Origin of the sequence: Kitasatospora sp. NPDC085895 (genome assembly GCF_040702125.1) — a bacterium.
Taxonomy (GTDB): domain Bacteria; phylum Actinomycetota; class Actinomycetes; order Streptomycetales; family Streptomycetaceae; genus Kitasatospora; species Kitasatospora arboriphila.
The window spans coordinates 13408-35047 of record NZ_JBFBJY010000067.1 but is presented as its reverse complement, the minus strand read 5'-3'; the positions used below and the strand labels follow the sequence as shown (position 1 = coordinate 35047).

The 21640-nt window shown below is 74.5% G+C and carries 20 protein-coding genes; 15 read left to right on the top strand and 5 right to left on the bottom strand.

From position 1 onward, the window contains the following. The first annotated feature begins 23 nt into the window (after positions 1–23). Positions 24–1004, top strand: a complete 981-nt coding sequence (locus AB0442_RS31320; protein WP_366167003.1) for a DUF5937 family protein — start codon at positions 24–26, stop codon at positions 1002–1004. A 64-nt stretch (positions 1005–1068) separates the two neighbouring features. Here AB0442_RS31320 and glmS read toward each other — a convergent pair whose 3' ends face one another. Beyond that, positions 1069–2895 carry a glutamine--fructose-6-phosphate transaminase (isomerizing) gene (gene glmS / locus AB0442_RS31315; protein WP_366166993.1) on the bottom strand — a complete coding sequence of 609 codons (1827 nt, stop codon included), beginning with the start codon at positions 2893–2895 and terminating at the stop codon, positions 1069–1071. Between the two features lie 34 nt (positions 2896–2929). Then, a complete protein-coding gene (locus AB0442_RS31310) occupies positions 2930–3205 on the bottom strand; it encodes a hypothetical protein (RefSeq protein WP_030269292.1) in 276 nt (91 codons plus the stop codon). A gap of 160 nt (positions 3206–3365) precedes the next feature. Here AB0442_RS31310 and asnB point away from each other — a divergent pair, with 160 nt between their 5' ends. From asnB to AB0442_RS31280, 6 genes are all read left to right on the top strand, one after another. Continuing rightward, entirely contained in the window at positions 3366–5216 is a 1851-nt protein-coding gene (asnB, locus tag AB0442_RS31305) for an asparagine synthase (glutamine-hydrolyzing) (protein WP_366166992.1), read from the top strand. 175 nt (positions 5217–5391) lie between these two features. Next, complete coding sequence (locus AB0442_RS31300; protein WP_366166991.1) at positions 5392–6498, top strand: hypothetical protein; 1107 nt, start codon at positions 5392–5394, stop codon at positions 6496–6498. 135 nt (positions 6499–6633) lie between these two features. Beyond that, entirely contained in the window at positions 6634–8082 is a 1449-nt protein-coding gene (locus AB0442_RS31295; RefSeq protein WP_366166990.1) for a pyridoxal-dependent decarboxylase, read from the top strand. Positions 8083–8180: 98 nt separating this feature from the next. Further along, positions 8181–9566, top strand: a complete 1386-nt coding sequence (locus tag AB0442_RS31290; RefSeq protein ID WP_366166989.1) for a GNAT family N-acetyltransferase — start codon at positions 8181–8183, stop codon at positions 9564–9566. Positions 9567–9747: 181 nt separating this feature from the next. Further along, entirely contained in the window at positions 9748–9909 is a 162-nt protein-coding gene (locus AB0442_RS31285; RefSeq protein ID WP_366167002.1) for a WecB/TagA/CpsF family glycosyltransferase, read from the top strand. Between the two features lie 3 nt (positions 9910–9912). Beyond that, positions 9913–11064, top strand: coding sequence for a glycosyltransferase family 4 protein (locus AB0442_RS31280; RefSeq protein ID WP_366166988.1), 1152 nt, complete (start codon positions 9913–9915; stop codon positions 11062–11064). Positions 11065–11116: 52 nt separating this feature from the next. Here the strand turns inward: AB0442_RS31280 and AB0442_RS31275 are convergent, their stop codons facing one another. Continuing rightward, complete coding sequence (locus tag AB0442_RS31275) at positions 11117–11758, bottom strand: sugar transferase (protein ID WP_366166987.1); 642 nt, start codon at positions 11756–11758, stop codon at positions 11117–11119. A 212-nt stretch (positions 11759–11970) separates the two neighbouring features. Here AB0442_RS31275 and AB0442_RS31270 point away from each other — a divergent pair, with 212 nt between their 5' ends. Next, positions 11971–12996 carry an LCP family protein gene (locus tag AB0442_RS31270; RefSeq protein WP_366166986.1) on the top strand — a complete coding sequence of 342 codons (1026 nt, stop codon included), beginning with the start codon at positions 11971–11973 and terminating at the stop codon, positions 12994–12996. A gap of 7 nt (positions 12997–13003) precedes the next feature. Here the strand turns inward: AB0442_RS31270 and AB0442_RS31265 are convergent, their stop codons facing one another. Continuing rightward, positions 13004–14101: a GNAT family N-acetyltransferase gene (locus AB0442_RS31265; protein ID WP_366166985.1), complete on the bottom strand. Its 1098-nt coding sequence runs from the start codon at positions 14099–14101 to the stop codon at positions 13004–13006. Next, a complete protein-coding gene (locus AB0442_RS31260; RefSeq protein WP_366166984.1) occupies positions 14098–14451 on the bottom strand; it encodes a hypothetical protein in 354 nt (117 codons plus the stop codon). The genes AB0442_RS31265 and AB0442_RS31260 overlap by 4 nt, the downstream gene beginning before the upstream one ends. A gap of 376 nt (positions 14452–14827) precedes the next feature. Here AB0442_RS31260 and AB0442_RS31255 point away from each other — a divergent pair, with 376 nt between their 5' ends. The 7 genes from AB0442_RS31255 to AB0442_RS31225 all read left to right on the top strand — a co-directional run bounded on the left by AB0442_RS31255 (position 14828) and on the right by AB0442_RS31225 (position 21514). Further along, entirely contained in the window at positions 14828–15430 is a 603-nt protein-coding gene (locus AB0442_RS31255; protein WP_366166983.1) for a hypothetical protein, read from the top strand. 131 nt (positions 15431–15561) lie between these two features. Continuing rightward, positions 15562–15702 carry a hypothetical protein gene (locus AB0442_RS31250; protein ID WP_366166982.1) on the top strand — a complete coding sequence of 47 codons (141 nt, stop codon included), beginning with the start codon at positions 15562–15564 and terminating at the stop codon, positions 15700–15702. Positions 15703–15991: 289 nt separating this feature from the next. Then, complete coding sequence (locus AB0442_RS31245) at positions 15992–17248, top strand: MurT ligase domain-containing protein (protein WP_344626428.1); 1257 nt, start codon at positions 15992–15994, stop codon at positions 17246–17248. Between the two features lie 65 nt (positions 17249–17313). After that, the gene (locus tag AB0442_RS31240) at positions 17314–18042 is read left to right on the top strand and encodes a type 1 glutamine amidotransferase (protein ID WP_030269330.1); all 729 of its coding nucleotides are present in this window, start codon (positions 17314–17316) and stop codon (positions 18040–18042) included. A 318-nt stretch (positions 18043–18360) separates the two neighbouring features. Continuing rightward, a complete protein-coding gene (locus AB0442_RS31235) occupies positions 18361–19386 on the top strand; it encodes a 6-phosphofructokinase (protein WP_030269331.1) in 1026 nt (341 codons plus the stop codon). Positions 19387–19499: 113 nt separating this feature from the next. Then, positions 19500–20081, top strand: coding sequence for a TetR family transcriptional regulator (locus AB0442_RS31230; protein WP_366166981.1), 582 nt, complete (start codon positions 19500–19502; stop codon positions 20079–20081). 98 nt (positions 20082–20179) lie between these two features. Then, positions 20180–21514 carry an MFS transporter gene (locus tag AB0442_RS31225; protein ID WP_366166980.1) on the top strand — a complete coding sequence of 445 codons (1335 nt, stop codon included), beginning with the start codon at positions 20180–20182 and terminating at the stop codon, positions 21512–21514. Positions 21515–21640 lie beyond the last annotated feature (126 nt).

The window sequence follows — 21640 nt, the reverse complement described above, 5'->3', positions numbered from 1 at the left end:
CGGGCGTGGAGGACGAAGTGCCGATGCTGGACCTGGAGTTCACCACCCGCGACCTGGCGCTGACCCGGTTCGCCCTCTCACCGCTCTGGGAGGTGGTGGCGGCCGTCCGGGTCCTCAAGCGGCCGGAGCAGCATCCGCTGTACCTGCCGTGGAGCGGTCCGGCGCGGGAGCGGCTGGACGCCGCCGGGCCGGACTGGGGGCTGCTCGCCGACCTCGTCCCGGAGCCGCCGCGGACCATCCCGGTCTTCGTCGCGCCGCCGCCGACCACCTCGGTGCCCGATCTGCGGCTGGAGCTGGACGGGTTGCGGGCAACCGCACCGGAGGCGGTCCGGGCCGGGCTGAGCGGCCCTCGTGCGCCGCGGTCCGAGCGGGTCGCCGCGCTGCGTGCGGACCCGGCCCGCGGGCTGGCCGAACTCGCCGACGCGGTGGAGGCCTTCTGGGCGGTGGTGCTCGCGCCGCTGTGGCCGAGGCTGCGGGCGCTGCTGGAGGGGGACGTGCTGCACCGGGCCCGGCTGCTGGCCCGGTCGGGCGCCGAGGGTCTGCTCAACGACCTGGATTCCCAGGTCGGTTGGGAGGGCGAGACGCTCCGCATCGGCCACCGGTACGCGCGCGGCGGGCGCCGGCTGGGTGGGCAGGGGCTGCTGCTGGTGCCCTCGGCGTTCGTCTGGCCGACGGTCTTCTCGGTGACCGGCCCGGGTTGGCAGCCGACGCTGCGCTACCCGCCGCGCGGGGTCGCCACCTTGTGGGAGCGGCGCGAGCACGAGCCGTCGCAGGCGCTGGCGGCCGTCCTCGGAAGGACCCGGGCGCGGCTGCTGGCCGAACTGGACGAGCCGGCGTCGACGGGTGAGCTCGCCCGCCGCACGGGGATCTCGCCGGGCGGTGTCTCGCAGCACCTCGGCGCGCTGCGCGCCGCGGGTCTGCTCGACGCGCACCGCGCCGGCCGCCAGGTGCTGTACGCCCGGACGGAGGCCGCCGAGGTGCTGCTCCGGGCGGCCGGTCCGTAGCGGCGCCGACGGGCCGGGCGGCCGGGGCGCAACGCCCCCGGCCGGCCGGCCCGTCGGGGTGCGGCTACTCGACGGTGACGGACTTGGCGAGGTTGCGCGGCTTGTCCACGTCCCGGCCGAGGGCGACCGCGGCGTGGTAGGCCAGCAGCTGGAGCGGGATGTTGAGGAGCAGCGGGTCGAGCTCGGGCTCGCTCTTGGGGACGACGATGCAGTGGTCGGCGAGCTTGGTCTCGGGGGCGCGGTGGGCGATCGCGAGGACGCGGCCGGAGCGGGCCTTGATCTCGCCGAGGGTGGTGAGGTTCTTGTCGAGCAGCTCGTCGTCGGGGACGAGGGCGACGGTGGGGAGTTCGGGGCTGATCAGCGCGAGGGGGCCGTGCTTGAGCTCGCTCGCGGGGTACGCCTCGGCGTGGACGTAGCTGATCTCCTTGAGCTTCTGGGCGCCCTCGCGGGCGACCGGGTAGCCGCGGACCCGGCCGATGAACATCATCCCGGCGTTGTCGGCGTACTCGGCGGCGAGCTCGGCGATCTCGTCCTGCTGGTCGAGGATCTCCCGGATGTTCCCGGGCAGGGCCTTGAGCGCGGCGACGATGCGGCGGCCGTCGGCGGGCGAGAGGTCGTGGATGCGGCCGAAGTGCAGGGCGAGCAGCGCGAAGGCGATCACCGTGGAGGTGAAGGCCTTGGTGGAGGCGACCGAGATCTCCGGGCCGGCGTGCAGGTAGATGCCGCCGTCGCACTCGCGGGCGATGGCGCTGCCGACGGTGTTGACGACGCCGAGGACGCGGCCGCCCTTGCGCTTGATCTCCTGGACGGCGGCGAGGGTGTCGTAGGTCTCGCCGGACTGGCTGACCGCGACGTAGAGGGTGTCGGCCTCGATGACGGGGTTGCGGTAGCGGAACTCGGAGGCGGGCTCGCTGTGGGCGGGGATCCGGGCGAGCTCCTCGATGAGCTGGGCGCCCATCTCGCCGGCGTAGTAGGCGGAGCCGCAGCCGAGGATCTTCACCCGGCGGATCTCGCGCAGTTCGCGGGCGTCGAGGTTGAGGCCGCCGAGGTGGGCGGTGGCGAAGCGCTCGTCGAGGCGGCCGGAGAGGGTGCGCTCGACGGCGGCGGGCTGCTCGTGGATCTCCTTGAGCAGGTAGTGCTCGTAGCCGCCGGTGTCGTAGGAGCCGACCTCCCAGTCGACGGTGGACGGCTGGCGGGTGACGGTGCGGGCGTCCTCGGTGAAGGTGCGGAAGCCGTCGGCGCGGACGACGGCGAGTTCGCCGTCCTCCAGGTGGACGACCTGGCGGGTGTAGCGGACGAGGGCGGCGACGTCGGAGGCGGCGAACATCTCCTTCTCGCCGAGGCCGAGCACGATCGGGCTGCCGTTGCGGGCGACGACGATGCGGTCGGGCTGGCGGGCGTCGACGACGGCGATGCCGTAGGTGCCGACGACGTGCTTGAGGGCGGCGCGGACGGCGTCCTCCAGCTCGGTGCCCTCGCCGCCGTGCGCGGCGACCAGGTGGGCGAGCACCTCGGTGTCGGTCTCGGAGGTGAAGACGGCGCCCTCGGCGGTCAGCTTGGCGCGCAGTTCGTCGGCGTTCTCGATGATGCCGTTGTGCACGACGGCGATGTGCTCGGCGTTGTCGACGTGCGGGTGGGCGTTGGCGTCGCTGGGCTCGCCGTGGGTGGCCCAGCGGGTGTGGCCGATGCCGGTGGTGCCCCTGAACCGGGCGGGGACGGCGGCGGCGAGGTCGGCGACCCGGCCCTTCGTCTTGCACACCTTCAGGCTGCCGGTCCTGCCGGTGACGGCGACGCCGGCCGAGTCGTAGCCGCGGTACTCCAGTCGCTGCAGGCCCTCCAGCAGGAAGGTGGTCGCGTCCTTGGGGCCGATGTAGGCCACGATTCCGCACATGGGTGGGACTCCTTCGGTTCAGCGGTCGGGCGGCTCACCCGTACACGATGCGGCGCAGCTGGCGGGTGGACAGCTCGGGCGCCGCGACTCGCCGGGACGCCAGTTCGGCGCCGAGGCGGGCGAAGATCCGCTCGTTGGTCAGGCCGCGTGCCTGCAGCTCACCGTGGCGGCGGCGGACGTACTCCTCGGTGGTCTCGGAGAAGTACGCGATCACCTCCGCGACGACCCGCGCCGCCTCGCCCGGCCCGAGCGGGCTGGTGCGGGTGAGGTGGGCGAGGAGGTCTTCATGAGGGTGGGGTGAGGCGGGCACGGTCGAGGACTCTATGCGCCCGATCGCCGGAAGCCCAAGATTTCTGCCCGAAATCGGGCAGACATTCCCTGGTTCGGCCCTCTCGAACACACTTGCAGCGGCCGAACGCTCCCGCGTAGCGTGCTGATCCGTACACGCCAAAGACAGTTGCGGAGGCGGCATGTGCGGAATCGCGGGGTGGGTGGCGTTCGACCGGGACCTCACCCGGGAACGCGCGGCGCTGGAGGCGATGACGGCCACCATGGCCTGCCGGGGCCCGGACGGCGGTGGGCTGCACCTCACCCGGCACGCCGCGCTCGGCCACCGGCGGCTCTCCGTGATCGACCCGGCCGGCGGCGCCCAGCCGATGGCCGCCGAGCAGGGCGGCCACTCCCCCGCCGTCCTCAGCTACAGCGGCGAGGTCTTCAACCACCGCGAGCTGCGCACCGCCCTGCAGCAGGCCGGGCACCGCTTCCGCACCCGCAGCGACACCGAGGTCGTGCTCCGCGCCTACCTCCAGTGGGGCCCGCGCTTCGTCGACCGGTTGAACGGCATGTACGCCTTCGCGCTCTGGGACGCCCGCCGCGAGGAACTGCTGCTCGTCCGCGACCGGATGGGCGTCAAACCGCTGCACTACCACCGCACCGGCGCCGGCGTGCTGTTCGGCTCCGAACCCAAGGCGCTCTTCGCCCACCCGGCGCTGCGCCCCGAGGTCGACCTCGACGGGCTGCGGGAACTGCTCAGCACCGCCCGCACGCCCGGCCACGCCGTCTACCGGGGCCTCGTCGAGGTGCAGCCCGGCCAGGTGGTCACCGTCCGCCGCTCCGGGCTGACCGCCCGCCGGTACTGGGCGCTGGAGGCCCGCGAGCACACCGACGACGCTGCGGCCACCGCGGCGGCCGTCCGCGAACTGCTGGCCGACACCGTACGGCGGCAGCTGGACTCCGACGTGCCGCTCTGCGCCCTGCTCTCCGGCGGACTCGACTCCAGCGCGATCACCGCGCTCGCCGCGCAGGCGCTGCGGCGGCGCGGCGCGGGCCCCGTCCGCACCTTCGCCGTCGACTACGCCGGGCAGACCGAGCGGTTCCGCCCGGACGCGATGCGCGGCACCCCGGACGGCCCGTACGCCCGGCTGCTCGCCGAGCACGTCGGCGCCGACCACCGCACCGTCGAGCTGGACAGCGACACCCTGAGCGACCCGGCGCACCGGACCGCCGTGCTGCGCGCCCGCGACCTGCCCTGGGAGTTCGGCGACATGGACACCTCGATGCTGCTGCTCTTCCGGGCGGTGCGCCGGGACTCGACGGTGGCGCTGTCCGGCGAGGCCGCGGACGAGCTGTTCGGCGGCTACCCCTGGTTCCACGACCCGGCGCTGATCGCCGCCGAGACCTTCCCCTGGGCCGCCCTGCTGGCCCGCACCGCCGGGCTCGGCGCCGGCCCCCGCGAGGGCCTGCTCGACCCGGGCCTGCTCGCCGGGCTGGACCTGGACGCCTACCGGGCCGACCGCTACCGGGAGGCGGTCTCCGCCGTGCCGCAGCTGCCCGGCACCGACCCGGTGGAACGCCGGATGCGCGAGCTCACCCACCTGAGCCTGACCCGGTTCGTCCGGATCCTGCTGGACCGCAAGGACCGGCTGTCGATGGCCTGCGGCCTGGAGGTGCGGGTGCCGTTCTGCGACCACCGGCTGGTCCAGTACGTCTTCAACACGCCGTGGCGGATCAAGTCCGCCGACGGCCGGGAGAAGAGCCTGCTGCGGGCCGCCGTGCGCGACCTGCTGCCGAACGCCGTCGCCGACCGGGCGAAGAGCCCCTACCCCTCGATCCAGGACCTGCGCTACCCGCGCTCGCTGCAGTCGGCCCTCGGCCGGCTCGCCGCCGACCGGGACTCCCCCGCCGCGGCCCTGCTGGACCGCACGGCCGTCGCCGAGGCGCTGGCGCCGGGCGCCGACCCGCAGTACGCCCGGGCCGCCACCGAAGTGGTGCTCGGCATCGACGACTGGCTGCGAACGTACGACGTGTCACTCGTGATGTGAGACGGTGGGGGTGAGGTGTCGACAGGGGGGCCTGTTGCGCCGTCCGGGGGAAACCGCTCCCCCGGTGGTGCCGACACCTCACCGTTCGGCGGCGGCCGGTCCGTGCAATCGGTGCCGCCGACGTCAGGATGGGAGTGCCGCCCGTCCGTCGTCGACCACCGGGGGAATCAGCACCATGCATCCGCGGATCTTCGCGATCGTCACCGCAGTCCTGCTCGGCGTCCTCGGGATCGGCGCGGTCTCGGTGACCCGCTGGACCCCCGAGACGGCACCGGTCGCGGCCGGCGTGCCCGCCACCACCCAGGCCGCGCCCGGCGGAGCCACCCCGGCGTCCGCCTCGCCGACCGGCGACCCCGCGGTGTGGACCCGCTCCACCCTGCGGAACAAGCTGGTCGCCGAGATGGACGCCACCGACCCCGGCGTGGCGCTGGCCGACCTCGACAAGATCACCAAGGAGAAGCCGTACACCGTGCGGTTCTGCCACCCGATCGCGCACGAGCTCGGCCACACCGCGGTGAAGCGGTACCACGAGGACTTCCAGAAGGTCATCTCCTTCCCGCACGAGACCTGCGCGGCCGGCTACCTGCACGGCGCGGTCGAGGAGATGCTCGCGGCATCCAAGAACCCGCAAGCGGACATCCTGACGCTCTGCGCACCCGCCAACACCGGGCCGTGCATCCACGGCGTCGGCCACGGGATCATGTTCGTCACCAAGCAGGACATCCCCTCCGCCCGCGACCTGTGCAGCAAGTTCCCCAGCACCAGCCGCCGGATCACCTGCTCCGAGGGCCTGTTCATGCAGCTCTTCGCCCCGGACGAGGAGGACGAGAAGGCCAAGGCGAACCTGCCCGCCGACAAGCTCGCCGCCGAACCGCTCTACCCCTGCCCCGAGCAGCCGGCCCTCTTCCAGTCCGCCTGCTTCTTCTACGCGCCGACCCTGTACCTCAGCTCGCACGACTACGCCAACCACCCCGAGGCCTTCGCCGGGGCGCTCAAGTGGTGCCTCAACGCCCAGGCCTCCGGCGGCGCCAACGACTGCAGCCGCGGGGTCGGCTCGCGCACCATGAAGTACAACCTGGACCGCGCCGACTGGGCCGCCCAGCAGTGCGCCACCGCCGCCGACACCTGGCAGCGCAAGGCCTGCACCCAGGGCCTGGTCAGCTACTGGACGGTCAACTACACCGAGTCCGGCGCCGCGGCCAAGCTCTGCAAGCAGATCACCGACAAGGAGATCGCCGGCTACTGCCGCTCCGCGGGCGGCCTCTCCAGCACCCTGGACTGACGGGGCAAGCGCAGGGGCACGTGGGGCACCTGGGTGGATCCACGCCGATGTAAGGAGCGTACGATCGGGACGCGGGTGCGCCGAGGAAGCCGCGCCATGGCTTCCCCCACCCCCGTTCTCTGGAGTGCACCCACCATGACCTCCGAAGACTTCCGCAGTGCGGCGCACGCCGCGGCCGACCTGGTCGCCGACCACCTGGAGGGCCTGGCCGACCGCCCGGTCTGGCAGCCGATGGCCGTGGCCGACCGGCAGGCGCTGCTGGACCTGCCGCTCCCCGAGACCGGCACCGACCTGGACGGCCTGCTCAAGACCGTCGCCGAGCAGGTGCTGCCGGCGCCCATGGGCAACGGCAACCCGCGGTTCTTCGGCTGGGTGAACTCCGCCCCGCAGCCCGCCGGTGTGCTCGCCACCCTGGTCGCCTCCGCGATGAACCCCAGCTCGGCCGGCGGCGACCACGCCGACGTCCACCTGGAGCGGGCCGTGGTCCGCTGGATCGCCGAGCTGGTGGGCTTCCCGCACCCGGCCGGCGGCGGTCTGCTCACCTCGGGCACCTCGATGGCCACCATCGTCTGCCTGGCCGCCGCCCGGAACCGGGCCGCGCTGCGGGCCGGGGTGGACGTCCGTGCCGAGGGCCTCGCCGCGCTGCCGCCGCTGGTCGGCTACGTCACCGGCGAGACCCACTCCTGCGTCCGCAAGGCCGCCGAGCTGCTCGGCCTCGGCAGCCGCCACCTGCGCACGGTGGCCACCGACGCCGAGGGCCGGCTGGACACCGCCGCCCTGGAGGCCGCGATCGCCGAGGACCGGGCGGCCGGGCGGCTGCCCTTCCTGGTGGTCGCCTCGGCCGGCACCGTCGGCACCGGCGCCGTCGACGCGTTCCACCCGATCGCCGACCTCGCCGAGCGCGAGGGCCTGTGGATGCACGTGGACGGCGCGTACGGCGCGTTCGGCGTGCTCGACCCGGTGATCGCCCACCGCTACGCGGGCATGGACCGCGCCGACTCGCTCGCCCTGGACCCGCACAAGTGGCTGGGCGTGCCGGTGGACTGCGGCTGCGCGCTCGTCCGGGACACCGGGGGCCTGCGCGGCACCTTCAGCCTGGTGCCCTCCTACCTGCGCGACGAGGCGGCCGGCTCGCTGGGCTGGTTCTCCGAGTACGGCACCGAGCAGACCCGGCCGTTCCGCTCGCTGAAGGTCTGGGCGTCCGTCGCGCACCGCGGCCGCGAGGGCGTGGCCGCCGACATCTCGCACACCACCGCGCTGGCCCGCCGGCTCGGCGAGCTGGTCGAGGCCGACCCGGCGCTGGAGCTGCTGGCGCCGGTGGAGACCTCGATCGTCGCCTTCCGGTACCGGCCCGCCGGGCTGGACGGGGAGGAGCTGGACCGGATCAACCGGGAGCTGCCCGCGGCGGTCCAGCTGCGCGGCCGGGTGTTCGTCACCGGCGCCGTGCTCGGCGGGCACGAGATGCTCCGCGCCTGCCTGCTCAACGCCACCACCACCGAGGCCGACGTCCGGCTGCTCGTGGACGAAGTGCACGCCGCGGCGGCCGGGCTGACGGGCCGTCCGGACACCTCCGGCCCCGCCTGACGTGCCCCGATCATGCCGAGGGGCCGGCCGCGGAGACATTTACCGTCAGGTCACGGGGGATTCGTGATCGTGAAACACCGGCGCGACACGATACCTGCATGGACACTCGTGAACCCGTCACCACCGCCGGCCCCTCGCGCGCCCAGCGGCGTGCCGCCCGGACCCACCGCTGGCGCAGAGAGACCGTCGAACTCGCCGCCGTCTTCCTCGCCGTCGCCACCGCCGACCTGGTCGCCAACGTGGTCGTGCACGGCCACGACGGCCCGGTGCTGCTCGCCGTGTCGGCCCTCGCCCTGCTCGCCACGGCCGTCTTCCACGGCTGGTGGGCGCACCGGCGGCCGCACGGACCGCCCTCACCGGACACCCATGCGCCGCCCGGGGAGGCCGCGGTGAGCGACCCCCTGAACGCGCTGGAGGCGACCGTGCTGTGGCGGGTCCGCACCACGGTCGAGGACTCCCCCGGCAGCCTGGCCCGGATCTGCACGGCACTGGCCGAGCGCCGGGTCAACATCGTCTCGATGCAGTCCCACCCGCTGGCCGCCGGCACCGTCGACGAGTTCTTCCTGCGCGCCCCGGCCGCCCTGGACCGGGCCGAGCTGACCGCGGCGGTCGCCGCGGCCGGCGGCACCGACATCTGGACGGACCGCGCCGACGCGCACGAACTGGTCGACGCGCCCACGCACGTGCTCGCCCTGGCCACCCGCACCGCGCTGGACGCCGCCGAGCTGCCGGTCGCCCTGCGGCAGCTGTTCGGCCGGTGCACGATCCGGCAGTACCCGGACCGCGGCCGCTCCACCCCGGCCGGGGTGGACGGCCACACCATGCGGCTGCCCGTCCCCGGCGGCGACCTGATCGAACTCACCCGGCCGCACCTGCCGTTCACCCCGACCGAGTTCGCCCGCGGCCAGGCGCTGGTCGAGCTCGACAGCCTGCTCGGCCCGCGGGTGCCCAAGGTCGAGGCCCGGCTCGCCCGGCCGGCCGGTGCCGACCTGACCGTCCGCCGCGCCGCGCCCGGCGACAAGCGGGCCGCGCTGGAGATGCACCGGCGCTGCTCGTCCGACACCCTGCGCAAGCGCTACCACGGCCCGGTCAAGGACGCCGACCGCTACCTGGAGCACCTGCTCGACCCGCGGCACGGGCAGACCCTGGCGGTCGAGGACGCGGACGGGCGGATCGTCGCCCTCGCCCACCTGATGTGGGACGACGACGGCGCCGAGGTCGCGCTGCTGGTCGAGGACGACTGGCAGCGGCAGGGCCTCGGGGTCGACCTGCTCCGCCGGATGGCCGCCCTCGCCCTGGAGGCCGGGGTGGCGACCGTCTACGCGGTGACGCACTCCTCCAACACCGGGCTGATCTCCACCATGCGCCGGCTCTCGGCCCCGCTCGACTACCAGGTCGAGGACGGCACCCTGGTGATCACCGCGCACCTCGCGGAGGCCGCCGACAAGCTGCCCACCCCCTGGCCCACCCGCCCGCGCCGCTGAGGCGACGTCACCCGCAGCACTCCGAACGGACTCCGGCCCGGCCGCACCTCGCGGCCGGGCCGGAGTGCCGTGCGCTCCGCCGAACGGAGGGGCGCAGACGGCGCACGGCCCCGAGCGGACCCTGACACCCCTTCAGAGCAGATATATCCCTTTCCAGTGACTTGTCGTACTCCACGCCGGGCTGCAGCGGCCGGCCCCCGCGTGGATGCAGCGGCGCGGCCTGGAGTGGTCGTACCGGCTCGCCCGCGAACCCCGCCGCCTCTGGCGGCGCTACCTGCGCAACAACCCGGCGTACCCGGCGCGGATCGCGCTGCGGCCGCCCCGGATGAGAGGGACCGACTGACCGGTGGACACGCTGCGGGTCGCCCTGGTGCACAGCTTCTACGCCTCCGCGCAGCCCAGCGGCGAGAACGAGGCCGTCCGGGACCAGGCCCGGGCGCTGCGCGCCGCGGGCCACGAGGTCACGGTCGTCGCGGCGCACACCGACGAGGCTGCCCGCAGCCCGCTCCACCCGCTGCGGGCCGCCGCCACCGTCGCCACCGGCCGCGGCCGCTCCCCCGTCGCGGAACTGCGGGCCTTCGCACCGGACGTGGTGCACGTCCACAACCTCTTCCCCAACTTCGGCCGCAGCTGGGTCCGCGACTGGCCTGGCCCGCTGGTGGCGACCCTGCACAACTACCGCCCGCTGTGCGCCGGTGGTGCGCTCTTCCGGGACGGGGCCACCTGCACCGCGTGCCCGGACGGCAGCCCCTTCGCCGGACTGCGGCACGGCTGCTACCGGGGTTCGCGGCTGGCCACCGCGCCGCTCGTCTGGGCCAACCGCCGCGGGCCGGACGGCGATCCGCTGCTGCGCCGGGCCGACCGGCTGGTGCTGCTCTCCGAATCGGGCCGGCGCACGTACGTACGGGCCGGCGTGGCCGCCGAACGCACCGCGTTGATCCCGAACTTCGTCGACGACCCGGCGCCCCGGCCGGCCGGTGGCACCGGGGGGCGGTGGGTCTTCGCCGGCCGGCTGACCCCCGAGAAGGGCGTGCTGGAGCTGCTGGAACGCTGGCCGGCCGACGAACCGCTGGACGTCGTGGGCGAGGGCGAACTCCTCGACCGGGCCCGGGCGGCGGCCCCGCCGCAGGTCCGCTTCCTCGGACGCCTGGACCGCGCCGAGCTCCGCCGCCGGCTGCCCGGCTGGCGGGGCCTGGTCTTCGCCAGCCGCTGCCTGGAGGGCGCCCCGCTGGTGCAGGTCGAGGCGCTCGCCGCGGGGCTGCCGGTCCTCGCCTTCGAAGGCTCGTCCGTCGCCGAGACCGTCCGGGCCCGCGGCACCGGCACGGTCGTCCGCTGGGACGAGCCCCTCGGCCCCGTCCTCGCCGCCGCCGGGGCCCGCTTCCCGGCCCTGCGGACGCACTGCCGCCGGATCTTCGAGGACCACTTCACCGAGGCCGCCTGGCTGCGGAGCATGGAGGACCTGTACTGCGGCGTGCTGGCCTCCCGGACAGGCCGCTAGGGCGCTCGGGCGGTGCACCGCCCGAGCGCCCCTGAGGTCGCCGCGGAGCGCGTCAGTGCGCTCCGCGGCTGGTGATGACCGCGGGGATGGTCCGGAGCAGGATGCCGGCGTCGAGGCGCAGGGAGAGGTTCTCGACGTAGTGGAGGTCCAGCCGGAGCCTCTCCTCCCACGGCAGGTTCGAGCGTCCGCGCACCTGCCACAGGCCGGTGAGGCCGGGCGGGACGAGCAGCCGGTCCCGGGCCCGTCCGGTGTAGTCGGAGTCCTCCAGCAGGAGCGGCCGCGGGCCCACGAGCGACATCTCGCCGCGGAGCACGTTGAAGAGCTGGGGCAGTTCGTCGAGCGAGAACCTGCGCAGGTGGCGGCCGATCCGGGTGACCCGCGGGTCGTCCCGCAGCTTGAACAGGTGGCCGTCGGTGTCGTTGCGCCCGGCGAGGGAGGCCCGCTCGGCGTGGGCGCCGAGGTGCACGGTGCGGAACTTCAGCATGCGGAAGGGCCTGCCGTGTCGGCCCGCGCGGACCTGGCGGAAGAGCACGGGCCCGGGGCAGGTGGCCTTGAGGAGCAGGACGACGGACGCCATGACCGGCAGGAACAGCATCAGGAGCGAGATGGCGCCGACGATGTCGATCACCCGTTCGGCAGGGAGCCGTCCGACCGGACGCCGACCGGACGGGCGGTGCGGGGCAGAGAGCGCCATGTGACACCCCTTTAGGCGTAAAAGATGTCAGATGAACGTGAACCGGAGCATTTCCGGCAATCACTCTCACACAAGACAGGGCACCTTGCGGGTGCGGCACGCATCCTTTACTCCGGACGGAAGGGCGGCGGTCCGATGGGCACGGCGGCGCGAGTGGCAGGACGGGGCGGTCCAAGCACCGGAGCGCCGATCTCCGAACAGGCCCCGACTCGATGACCGGCGCGCCCGAGGACCCGTCGGCCGACGCTCCGTCACCCCGCCGCCGGCGACGGGCACTGCGGATCCTGGCCCTCGCGGTCGCCGCGGGTCTGGCCGCCGCGGTCGGGCTGGGCTGGTGGGCCTACGTGCAGCTGGACGGGAACCTCCGCACGGACACCGCGACCGAGCGGGCCCTCGCGGAGCAGGCGGGTCTGCGGCCCAAGTCCTCGGGGAGGGCCGAGAACATCCTGGTGATGGGCTCCGACTACCGTCCCGAGCTGGGCAGCGCACGCTCCGACACCGTCCTGCTGGTGCACCTGGCCGGGGACGGGAAGCGTCTCCAGGTGATCAGCGTCCCGCGGGACATGATGGTGCCGATCCCGAGCTGCCCGCGGGCCGGTGCGGCCGCGAGCCGCGCCCAGTACGCGCAGTTCAACTGGGCCTTCGACCTCGGCGGGGCGGCCTGCACGATCCGCACCTTCGAGGAGCTCACGGGCATCCGGGTCGACCACCACCTCGTCGTGGGCTTCGAGGGGTTCCGCCGGATCGTGGACGCGGTCGGCGGCGTCGAGATGGACCTGCCGCGGGCCGAGCGGGACCCGAACGTGGGCCTCGACCTGTCCGCCGGGCCGCACCTGCTGCAGGGCACCGACGCGCTGGCCTACGTGAGGGCCCGCGAGTACGTCGGCGACGGCAGCGACACCAACCGGATGTCCCGTCAGCAGGCCTTCCTCGGGCAGCTGTCGGCGAAGCTGCGCAGCAGCGGGACGCTGTTCAACCCCGCGCGCCTCTACCCCGTCCTGGACGCGGTCACCTCATCGATCAGCGCCGATTCGGGGCTGGACTCGCTCGGCAAGCTGTACGACCTGGTGGCCCGGCTCCGCGCGGTGCCGGAGGGCCAGGTGGACTACCGGACCGTTCCTCGCAAGCCGTACGCGGCGGACCCGGACCGGGACGTGCCGGACGAGCCCGCCGCCTCCGAGCTGTTCCGGTCGCTGCGGGAGGACCGTTCGCCGCCGCCCGACCCGGCGAAGGGCTGAGCCGGTCTCAGGCGGGGCCGTGCCGCCGCCGGGCGTGGCGCAGCACGGCGCCCGCCGCCAGGGCGCCCGCGCCGCGGGGGCGCAGCCACTGCTCGTCCCGGCGGTCCGAGGCGCCGAACGAGTCGTACTTGTAGGACTCGTTCCCGCGGAGGAAGTCGAAGGTGCGTGCGCCGAGGGCGGCGGCCGCGGCGATCGTCCGGTCGAGGAGGACGGTGCCGAGGCCGAGCCGGGCGTAGGCCGGGTCCCAGCCGCCGTTGTAGTAGGCGAAGGTGTCCTGCCAGAGGAAGCCGTAGACGGCGCCGACCGGGGTGCCGCCGCGTTCGGCGACCAGGGCGGCCGGTCCGCGGTCGGCGTCGGCGCGGTCCCGCAGGCGCAGGTGGAGCGGGCGGCGGTGCGGGCCGAGGACGGTCACCGCCCCGCGGTGGTCCTGCCGGAGGCGGTGCAGGGCGAGTACGGCGTCGAGGAGTACGGCGGTCATGTCCTGCGGTCCGACCCAGCGGAAGGCGATCCCGGCCTCGGCGAGCTGCCGCTCGCGGCGTCTCATGAGGCGGCGGAAGCTCGTCGAGCCGACGACTGCGCCCTCGCCGATCTCCAGCCGGGGGCAGGTGGTCCTGGCGATCCGGCGGGTGCCGGCGGGCAGCAGGGCGGTGTCGTTCTCCGGGTCCATGGCGGGGAGCCGGAGGCTGCCGCGCCGGGTGCGGTCGCGCAGCCAGGTCCGGACCTCCTCGCGCCGGTGCGCGGCGACGGGGAACAGGCCGTGGTCCGCCCCGTCGGCGTCCGCCCCCAGCAGGGTCCAGGCGGTCACGGGGAGGGGGATGCGCGGGTGGAGCCTGCCCATGGTGCGGGCGAGCGGCACCACCGCCTCGGGCCGGCCGTCCGGTCCCGTCCAGAGCGCGACCTCGGCCGCCGCGGCGGCGGCCGGGTCCATGGTCTCCCAGGTGCCGAGCACCCGGTCGGGCGTGGCGAAGTACGAGGAGCCGGGGGCGGCGGCGGCCAGCTCCCGCCAGCCCTGCTCGTACGGGGCGAGCGTCTCGGGGGTCCGGTGGATCCGGAGGCCGCCGGCCCGTGCGGGTGCCGTGCTCCGGGCGGGGGCCGGGCGGGTCACCGGCGCGCGTCCCGGAGCAGGTCGACGAGTCCGTCGGCGAAGCGGCGGCTCATCTCCTCGACGGTGTAGCGCGCCGCGTCCTTGCGGCACTCCGAGCGCATGGCGTCGAGCCCGGCCGGGCTGCCGAGGAGGCCGGCCACGGCGTCGGCGTACCGCTGCACGTCGTCCGGTGCGACGAGGGCGTTGCGGCCGTGCTCCAGGTACTCGAACTCGGGGGCGTGCCAGGGCCACGGCGTGGTGACGACGGGGGTCTCGAGCACGAAGGAGTCCACGGCGCACAGGCCGACCAGGCCGGGCATGAGCAACACGTCCGACACCGCCCCCAGCAGTGCCTTGCGGGTGTCGAACACCGGCCCCAGCGGCACGACGACCCGGCTGCGGGAGGCGGCGGCCGCCGCCCCCGGCTCCTCGCACGGCCTGCACCCCCGACCCGCCCGAACCGGCCGCCCCCGAGGACCACCCATGCACATCGGGTTCACCGGACCGATCTCGCCGGCCGCCTCAGCTGCACGCCGCCCGCCACCTACGCCGTGTCCTACACCGATCAGTTGGTGGACACCTGGCTGGGCCAGGGGCACCGCGTCACCGTGTACGCGCTCGGCTGGACGGAGCGGCGCTGGGTCCGCACCGCCGGCCCGCTGACCGTCGTCGTGCTGCCCACCCGGGCGCACGTCCGGCACTACTGCGGGACTTCTTCCGCGTCGAGCGGGAGGCCCCGTCCGCGAGATGCACGCCCGGCCGGCCGACGTGATCAGCGCCCACTGGACGTACGAGTTCGCCCCCGCCGCGGCGCGCAGCGGACTGCCCGCCTTCGTCACCGCCCACGACGCGCCGCTGCGCTGTGCCTGGGAGGAGGGCCTCAGTCCGTACCGCTGGCTGCGCGACTCCCTCGCCCTGCCCGCCGTCCACCGGGCCACCGCGCTCAGCGGCGTCAGCCCGGGGCCGCCGCCCCGTTGCACCGTCCGTGGCATGTCCGCCGGTCCCCCGCCCGGCCGGCCGCCGCCGGCTCCCGCGCCGCCCTACAGTGCGCGCATGAGGACAGCCGAGTTCGCGGAACGCTACCTCTCCGGCCTCGAGTTGTGGGGGGACGACTTCGGCCCCGCCCAGATCGAGGAGTGGTTCGCCGACGAACGCGAGGCGTACGCGGACCTCGGCGCGGCGTCCTCCGGCTCCGAGGCGTACGGCTACGGCGGGTTCAACCGCCAGTACGGCTTCCGGCGCCCGCCCGACCGCCGCTTCCCCCGGGCGCTCGGGGTCGGCAGCGCCTTCGGCGGGGAGTTCCTCCCCGTCCTGGACCGGATCGACGACATCACCACCGCCCCGGACTGACCCGGCGCGAACGCGGCATCCCGCGCCACCTGCTGGAGCGGGCAGTCCGCGACGCCGGGCTGTCGATCCGGTCGAGCCTCTTCTGCGCGGCCACCCCGACCTCCCGGATCGGCCGGCTGCTGCGCTGCAACATGTACGCCAACCGGATCGGCGCGGTCGTCGACCGGGCGCTCGCCCTCGCCACCGCCTGGAACTACCGGTACCACCCGACGTCGGCCTGGCAGAAGCTCCGCCCGTCGTCCGTCTTCGTCGTGGCGCAGCGGCCGGGATGACGTCCCGGCGCCGTGTTCCTCCCGGTTCGTGCGGTTCCGCCGGCGCCCGCCGGACCTGCGGCCGGACCGGCCGGCTGACCGGCCGTCACGCCCGTGACCGCCCGGCGGCGCCGCCCGACGCGGCCGTGGCAGGAGGGGCGCCGGAGCCCCGCCGGGGCCCGTCTCGGCAGGCCGCGAAGGGTCCTGCGCTCAGAGCCCGCCGCCGGAGTGGGTAGGCTGGCCCCCGTCCCTGCCGTCCGACGGTCCCGCACGACCGGGGCGGCGCCGCAGCAAGGAGGAACCACTGAGCATGCAAGGCACCGGTCCGGAAGCCGCACGCGACGCCTCGCTGCCCGCCCGCGCCAAGATCGCCGTGACGGCCGGCAAGATGGCCGCCGCCCTCTCGCAGAAGGCCGGGCGCGGCAGTGGTTCGGTGATCGGCGGCAAGATCGCGCTCAAGCTCGACCCCGATCTGCTGGCCACCCTGTCCGAGCACCTCGACGTGGTGCTGGTCAGCGCGACCAACGGCAAGACCACCACCACCCGGCTGATCGCCGAGGCGCTGCGCGCCGCGGGCCCGGTGGTCTCCAACGCCCTGGGCGCCAACATGCCGGCCGGTATCACCGCCGCGCTGGCCGGCGGCTCGGACGCGCGCTTCGGCGTGATCGAGGTGGACGAGAAGTACCTCGCGACGGTCGCCCGGGACACCCGGCCCAAGGCCATAGCGCTGCTGAACCTCTCCCGCGACCAGCTGGACCGCGCCGCCGAGACCCGCATGATGGCGGAGAAGTGGCGCGAGGGCCTCAAGGACTCGGACGCGGTGATCATCGCCAACGCCGACGACCCGCTGGTGACCTGGGCCGCCTCGTCCTGCAAGAAGGTGGTCTGGGTGGCCGCCGGGCAGGCGTGGAAGGAGGACGCCTGGTCCTGCCCGTCCTGCGGCGGCGTGATGCAGCGCCCCGGCGAGGACTGGTTCTGCTCGCAGTGCGGCTTCCGCCGCCCGAACCCGCACTGGGCGCTGCAGGGCACCCACGTCATCGACCCGCACCGCGGTGCCTGGCCGATCCAGCTGCAGCTGCCCGGCCGCGCCAACCTGGCGAACGCCACCAGCTCGGCGGCGGTCGCGGCGGTCTTCGGCGTCGCCCCGCAGGTCGCGCTGCAGCGGATGCAGACGGTCGCCGCGGTCGCCGGCCGCTACGACGTGGTGCAGTACCAGGGCCGCGACGTGCGCCTGCTGCTGGCGAAGAACCCGGCCGGCTGGCTGGAGACCTTCACGCTGATCGACCAGCCGCCGGCGCCGGTGGTGCTGTCGGTGAACGCGCTGGACGCGGACGGCACCGACACCTCCTGGCTGTGGGACGTCGACTACGAGCGCCTGGCCGGCCACCCGATCTTCGTGATGGGCCAGCGCAAGCTGGACCTGGCGGTCCGGCTGGAGGTCGCCGGGCTGCAGTTCCAGGTGGTGGACACCCTGGAGCAGGCCGTCCGGCTGGCGCCACCCGGCCGGATCGAGGCGATCGCCAACTACACCGCCTTCCAGCAGCTGCGCAAGGCGGTGGCGGTCTGATGTCGTACCCCGTCGACCCGCAGTTCCAGCAGCCTCAGCAGCAGCAGTACGGAAGGCCTTCGAGGATGAACGAGAGCAGCCTGCGCCTCGTCTGGGTGTACCCGGACCTGCTCAGCACGTACGGCGACCGCGGCAACGCGCTGGTCGTCGAGCGGCGGGCGCGGCAGCGCGGCCTCGGGGTGACCCGGATCGACGTGCGCTCCGACCAGGCGGTGCCGACCAGCGGCGACATCTACCTGATCGGCGGCGGCGAGGACCGTCCGCAGCGGCTCGCCGCGGAGCGGCTGCGCAACGACGGCGGGCTGGTCCGCGCCGCCGAGAACGGTGCGATCATCTTCTCGGTCTGCGCCGGCTACCAGATCCTCGGCCGCGAGTTCATCAACGACCTCGGCGAGCGCGAGCCGGGCCTCGGCCTGCTCGACGTGTGGACGACCCGCGGCGAGGGCTCCCGCTGCGTCGGCGACGTGCTCGCCGACGTCGACCCGGCGCTCGGCCTGCCTCAGCTCACCGGCTTCGAGAACCACCAGGGCGTCACCCACCTCGGCGAGGGCGTCAAGCCCCTGGCGAACGTGCGGACGGGCCGCGGCAACGGCACCGGCGACGGCACCGAGGGCGCGTACCGCGACACCGTGTTCGGCACCTACCTGCACGGCCCGGTGATGGCCCGCAACCCCGCCGTCGCCGACATGCTGCTCAAGCTGGCGCTGGACGTCAGCGCGCTGCCGCCGGCCGACACGACCTGGTACGACGCGCTGCGCGCGGAGCGCATCGCGGCCACCAGCCAGCCCGCCTGAGTCCGACGAAGGGTGTCCGGTTGACCGCATTGCGGTCAACCGGTGCCGTGCGGGCGGGATGCATAAGAGAATAGGGAACGCTGGACGCAACCCTCCTCGGCGTCCGGCTGCAGATTGCGCGGACGCGTCGACGATGCCGCTCCCGCTCGGCTCCTGCCCGGCCGGACGCAGGAACCGTATGCTGTGCCATGGTCGCCCCCGGTTGAAGACGCCCGGGTGCGACCTGTCCGCGGTGGCGACACCGAGGTGGTAGTCCGGCCTCCGGTTCTTCCCCCCAGCCTGGCGGCTGGGAGGTGCCCCCAGGGGAGTTGCAAAGCAATGCGTATTGGTGTCCTGACCAGCGGCGGTGACTGCCCCGGCCTGAACGCCGTGATCCGTTCCGTGGTCCACCGGGGGGTGGTCGACCACGGCGACGAGATCATCGGTTTCCAGGACGGCTGGCGCGGCCTCCTCGAAGGCGTCCACCGTCCTCTCACCCTGGAGTCGGTGAGCGGCATCCTCGCCCAGGGCGGCACGATCCTCGGGTCCTCCCGGGTCCAGCCGAGCCACCTGCGGGACGGCGTCGAGCGCGCCAAGCAGCACTGCAAGGACCTCGGGATCGACGCGGTCATCCCGATCGGCGGCGAGGGCACCCTGAAGGCCGCGAAGCTCATGAGCGACGCGGGCCTGCCGGTGGTCGGCGTGCCGAAGACGATCGACAACGACATCGCGTGCACCGACGTCACCTTCGGCTTCGACACCGCCGTCTCGGTGGCCACCGACGCGCTGGACCGCCTCAAGACCACCGCCGAGTCGCACCAGCGGGTCATGGTCGTCGAGGTGATGGGCCGTCACACCGGCTGGATCGCCCTCAACGCGGGCATGGCGGCCGGCGCGCACGCGATCGTGGTGCCCGAGCGCCCCTTCCACATCGACAAGCTGACCGACGTGGTGCGCGAGCGCTTCGACCGGCACAAGAAGTTCGCGATCGTGGTCTGCGCCGAGGGCGCCAAGCCCGAGCCCGGCACCATGCCGTGGGAGGAGGGCACCAAGGACATGTACGGCCACGAGCGGTTCACCGGCATCGCCACCCAGCTCTCCCGCGAGCTGGAGCACCGGCTCGGCAAGGAGGCCCGTCCGGTGATCCTCGGCCACACCCAGCGCGGCGGCACCCCGACCGCGTACGACCGGGTGCTCGCCACCCGCTTCGGCTGGCATGCGGTGGAGGCCGCCCACAAGGGCGCCTTCGGCCACATCACCGCGCTGCAGGGCACCGACATCCGCCTGGTGCCGCTCGCCGAGGCGGTCGCCGAGCTGAAGACCGTGCCGCAGGAGCGCTACACCGAGGCCGAGACGGTCATCTGACCGGCCCCGTCCCGCAGCTCTTCGGGAGCCCCGTCCGCCACGTCGGCGGGCGGGGCTCTCCTTCTCGCCGAACTTTCTTGACCGATCGATCCAGATAGCGCTATGGTCTTCCCATGGCAAGGACCAAGGAGTTCGACCCGGACGCGGCGCTGCAGGCGGCGCTGGAGCTGTTCTGGGAGCGCGGGTACGAGGCGACCTCGATGGCCGACCTCACCGGGCACCTGGGCATCGGCCGCGCCAGCCTGTACGCCACCTTCGGCGGCAAGCACGAGCTGTTCCTCAAGGCGCTCGACCGCTACCGGGAGAACACCGACGCCAAGCTGCTCGCCGAGCTCTCGCAGCCCGGCGCGGCCCTGCTCACGGTCCGCGCCGTGGTGCGGCGGTTCGCCGACGAGGCGGTCCGCGAGCACCGGCACCGCGGCTGCCTGATCACCAACACCGCCACCGAACTCGCCACCCGCGACCCGGACGCGGCCCGCCGCGTCCGCGCCAGCTGGGACACCCTGGAGACGCTCACCGCCGGCGCGCTGGCCCGGGCGCAGGCCCAGGACGAGCTGGCGCCGGAGAAGGACCCGCGGGCGCTCGCCCGGCTGCTGCTCACCGTGATGCAGGGCATGCGGGTGATCGGCAAGGCGGGCGACGACCCGCGGCGGGTCACCGACGCGGCGGACCTCGCCCTGTCACTGCTCGACTGAGCCCCGCGGGCCCGGACCGACAGCTCCACCGGCCGCTCCTCGGCGGCCCTCTGCACGGCCCCATATTGGACCGAACGGTACAGAAAGAGGGGGAGACCATGGCTGCCACGGCCATCACTCCGACGTCCACCGGCGCACCGGCGCCACGCACCGCACCCGGCTTCGCCCTGCTCGGCACCGTCCAGGCGACACTGATCTTCACCCTGATGGCGATCTCCGTGCCCCTGCCCGACATCGGCCGCGAGTTCGGCCTCGACCACAGCCGGCTCGTCCTGCTCAACGCCGCCTACGGGCTCTCCTTCGCCGCCCTGCTGCTGCTCGGCGGCCGGCTCACCGACCGCTACGGCGGCCGCCGGATGCTCACCACCGGCCTGGTGGTGCTCGGCCTCGCCTCGATCGCCGCCCCGCTCGCCCCCGGCTACACCGCCCTGCTGCTGCTCCGCTTCCTCCAGGGCGCCGCCGCGGCCCTGGTCGCCCCGGCCGGCATGGGCGTCCTCAAGACCCTGCTGCCCGGCCCCGCGGCCTACGGCCGGGCGATGGCCACCTGGGGCGGACTCTCCGTGCTCGGCGCCACCACCGGCAACCTCGCCTCCGGGGCCGTCGCCAGCTGGCTCTCCTGGCGCTGGATGTTCGCCGTCCCGGTGGTCGTCGCCGCCGCCGCCCTCGCCCTCGCCCCCGCACTGCTGCCCCGCGACCCCGCCCGCGACCGGCGCCCCGCCCTCGACCTGCCCGGCGCCGTCCTCGCCACCGCCGGCACCGTCCTGGTCAGCTACGGCCTCGTCCTCACCGAGACCGGCGGCTGGCAGCTGCCGCTCGCCCTCGGCCTGCTGGTGCTCGCCGCCTTCGTGCTCCGCGAGCGGCGCGCCGCCGAGCCGCTGCTGCCGCTCGGCTTCCTGCGCGGCGGACGGCGCCTGCTCGGCCTGGCCGCCACCCTGCTGAGCGCCGGCGGCACCGCCACCCTCTTCCTGCTGCTCACCCTGCACCTCCAGCAGGACCTGGGCTGGACCCCGCTCGCCACCTCCGGCGCCTTCCTCCCCTACGCCGCCGCACTGCTCCTCGGCGGGCAGGCCGCCGGGCCGCTGGTCGGCCGGGTCGGGCCGAAGGCCGTCACCGCGATCGGCCTGGCCACCGGCGCCGCCGGCCTGTTCGCCCTCGCCCACCTCGGCACCGGCTCCGGCTACCTGCCGCTCGTCCCCGGGCTGGTGCTGCTGCCCTTCGGTGCGGCCCTCGCCTTCGCCGGAGCCGCGGTGCTCGCCACCGACGGCGTCCCGAAGGAGCAGATCGGCCTGGCCGGCGGCGTGCTCAACACGGCGATGGAACTCGGCCCGACCGTCCTGCTCACCGCCCTCCTCACGGTCGGCCCGGGCGGCGCCGCACTGGCCGCCGCCGGCGCCCTCTTCGCCCTCACCGCCCTGGCCGGCGCCCTCACCTGACCGGCCGTCCCACCAGGGGCGCGGGGAACTGCGCAATTCGGACGCGGTCGCCACAACAGCATCAGGCCAAGCCCTGGTCCGTACGACGACCCACCCCCGGACTGCGCAGTTCCCCGCGCCCCTTTC

Excerpts from the sequence above, each read along its gene's own strand:
- AB0442_RS31320 (WP_366167003.1), top strand. The coding sequence starts at position 24 with ATGCTGGACCTGGAGTTCACCACCCGCGACCTGGCGCTGACCCGGTTC.
- glmS (WP_366166993.1), bottom strand. The coding sequence starts at position 2,895 with ATGTGCGGAATCGTGGCCTACATCGGCCCCAAGGACGCGACCACCTTC.
- asnB (WP_366166992.1), top strand. The coding sequence starts at position 3,366 with ATGTGCGGAATCGCGGGGTGGGTGGCGTTCGACCGGGACCTCACCCGG.
- AB0442_RS31300 (WP_366166991.1), top strand. The coding sequence starts at position 5,392 with ATGCATCCGCGGATCTTCGCGATCGTCACCGCAGTCCTGCTCGGCGTC.
- AB0442_RS31295 (WP_366166990.1), top strand. The coding sequence starts at position 6,634 with ATGACCTCCGAAGACTTCCGCAGTGCGGCGCACGCCGCGGCCGACCTG.
- AB0442_RS31290 (WP_366166989.1), top strand. The coding sequence starts at position 8,181 with ATGGACACTCGTGAACCCGTCACCACCGCCGGCCCCTCGCGCGCCCAG.
- AB0442_RS31275 (WP_366166987.1), bottom strand. The coding sequence starts at position 11,758 with ATGGCGCTCTCTGCCCCGCACCGCCCGTCCGGTCGGCGTCCGGTCGGA.
- AB0442_RS31270 (WP_366166986.1), top strand. The coding sequence starts at position 11,971 with ATGACCGGCGCGCCCGAGGACCCGTCGGCCGACGCTCCGTCACCCCGC.
- AB0442_RS31255 (WP_366166983.1), top strand. The coding sequence starts at position 14,828 with ATGCACGCCCGGCCGGCCGACGTGATCAGCGCCCACTGGACGTACGAG.
- AB0442_RS31250 (WP_366166982.1), top strand. The coding sequence starts at position 15,562 with ATGTACGCCAACCGGATCGGCGCGGTCGTCGACCGGGCGCTCGCCCTC.
- AB0442_RS31245 (WP_344626428.1), top strand. The coding sequence starts at position 15,992 with ATGCAAGGCACCGGTCCGGAAGCCGCACGCGACGCCTCGCTGCCCGCC.
- AB0442_RS31240 (WP_030269330.1), top strand. The coding sequence starts at position 17,314 with ATGAACGAGAGCAGCCTGCGCCTCGTCTGGGTGTACCCGGACCTGCTC.
- AB0442_RS31235 (WP_030269331.1), top strand. The coding sequence starts at position 18,361 with ATGCGTATTGGTGTCCTGACCAGCGGCGGTGACTGCCCCGGCCTGAAC.
- AB0442_RS31230 (WP_366166981.1), top strand. The coding sequence starts at position 19,500 with ATGGCAAGGACCAAGGAGTTCGACCCGGACGCGGCGCTGCAGGCGGCG.
- AB0442_RS31225 (WP_366166980.1), top strand. The coding sequence starts at position 20,180 with ATGGCTGCCACGGCCATCACTCCGACGTCCACCGGCGCACCGGCGCCA.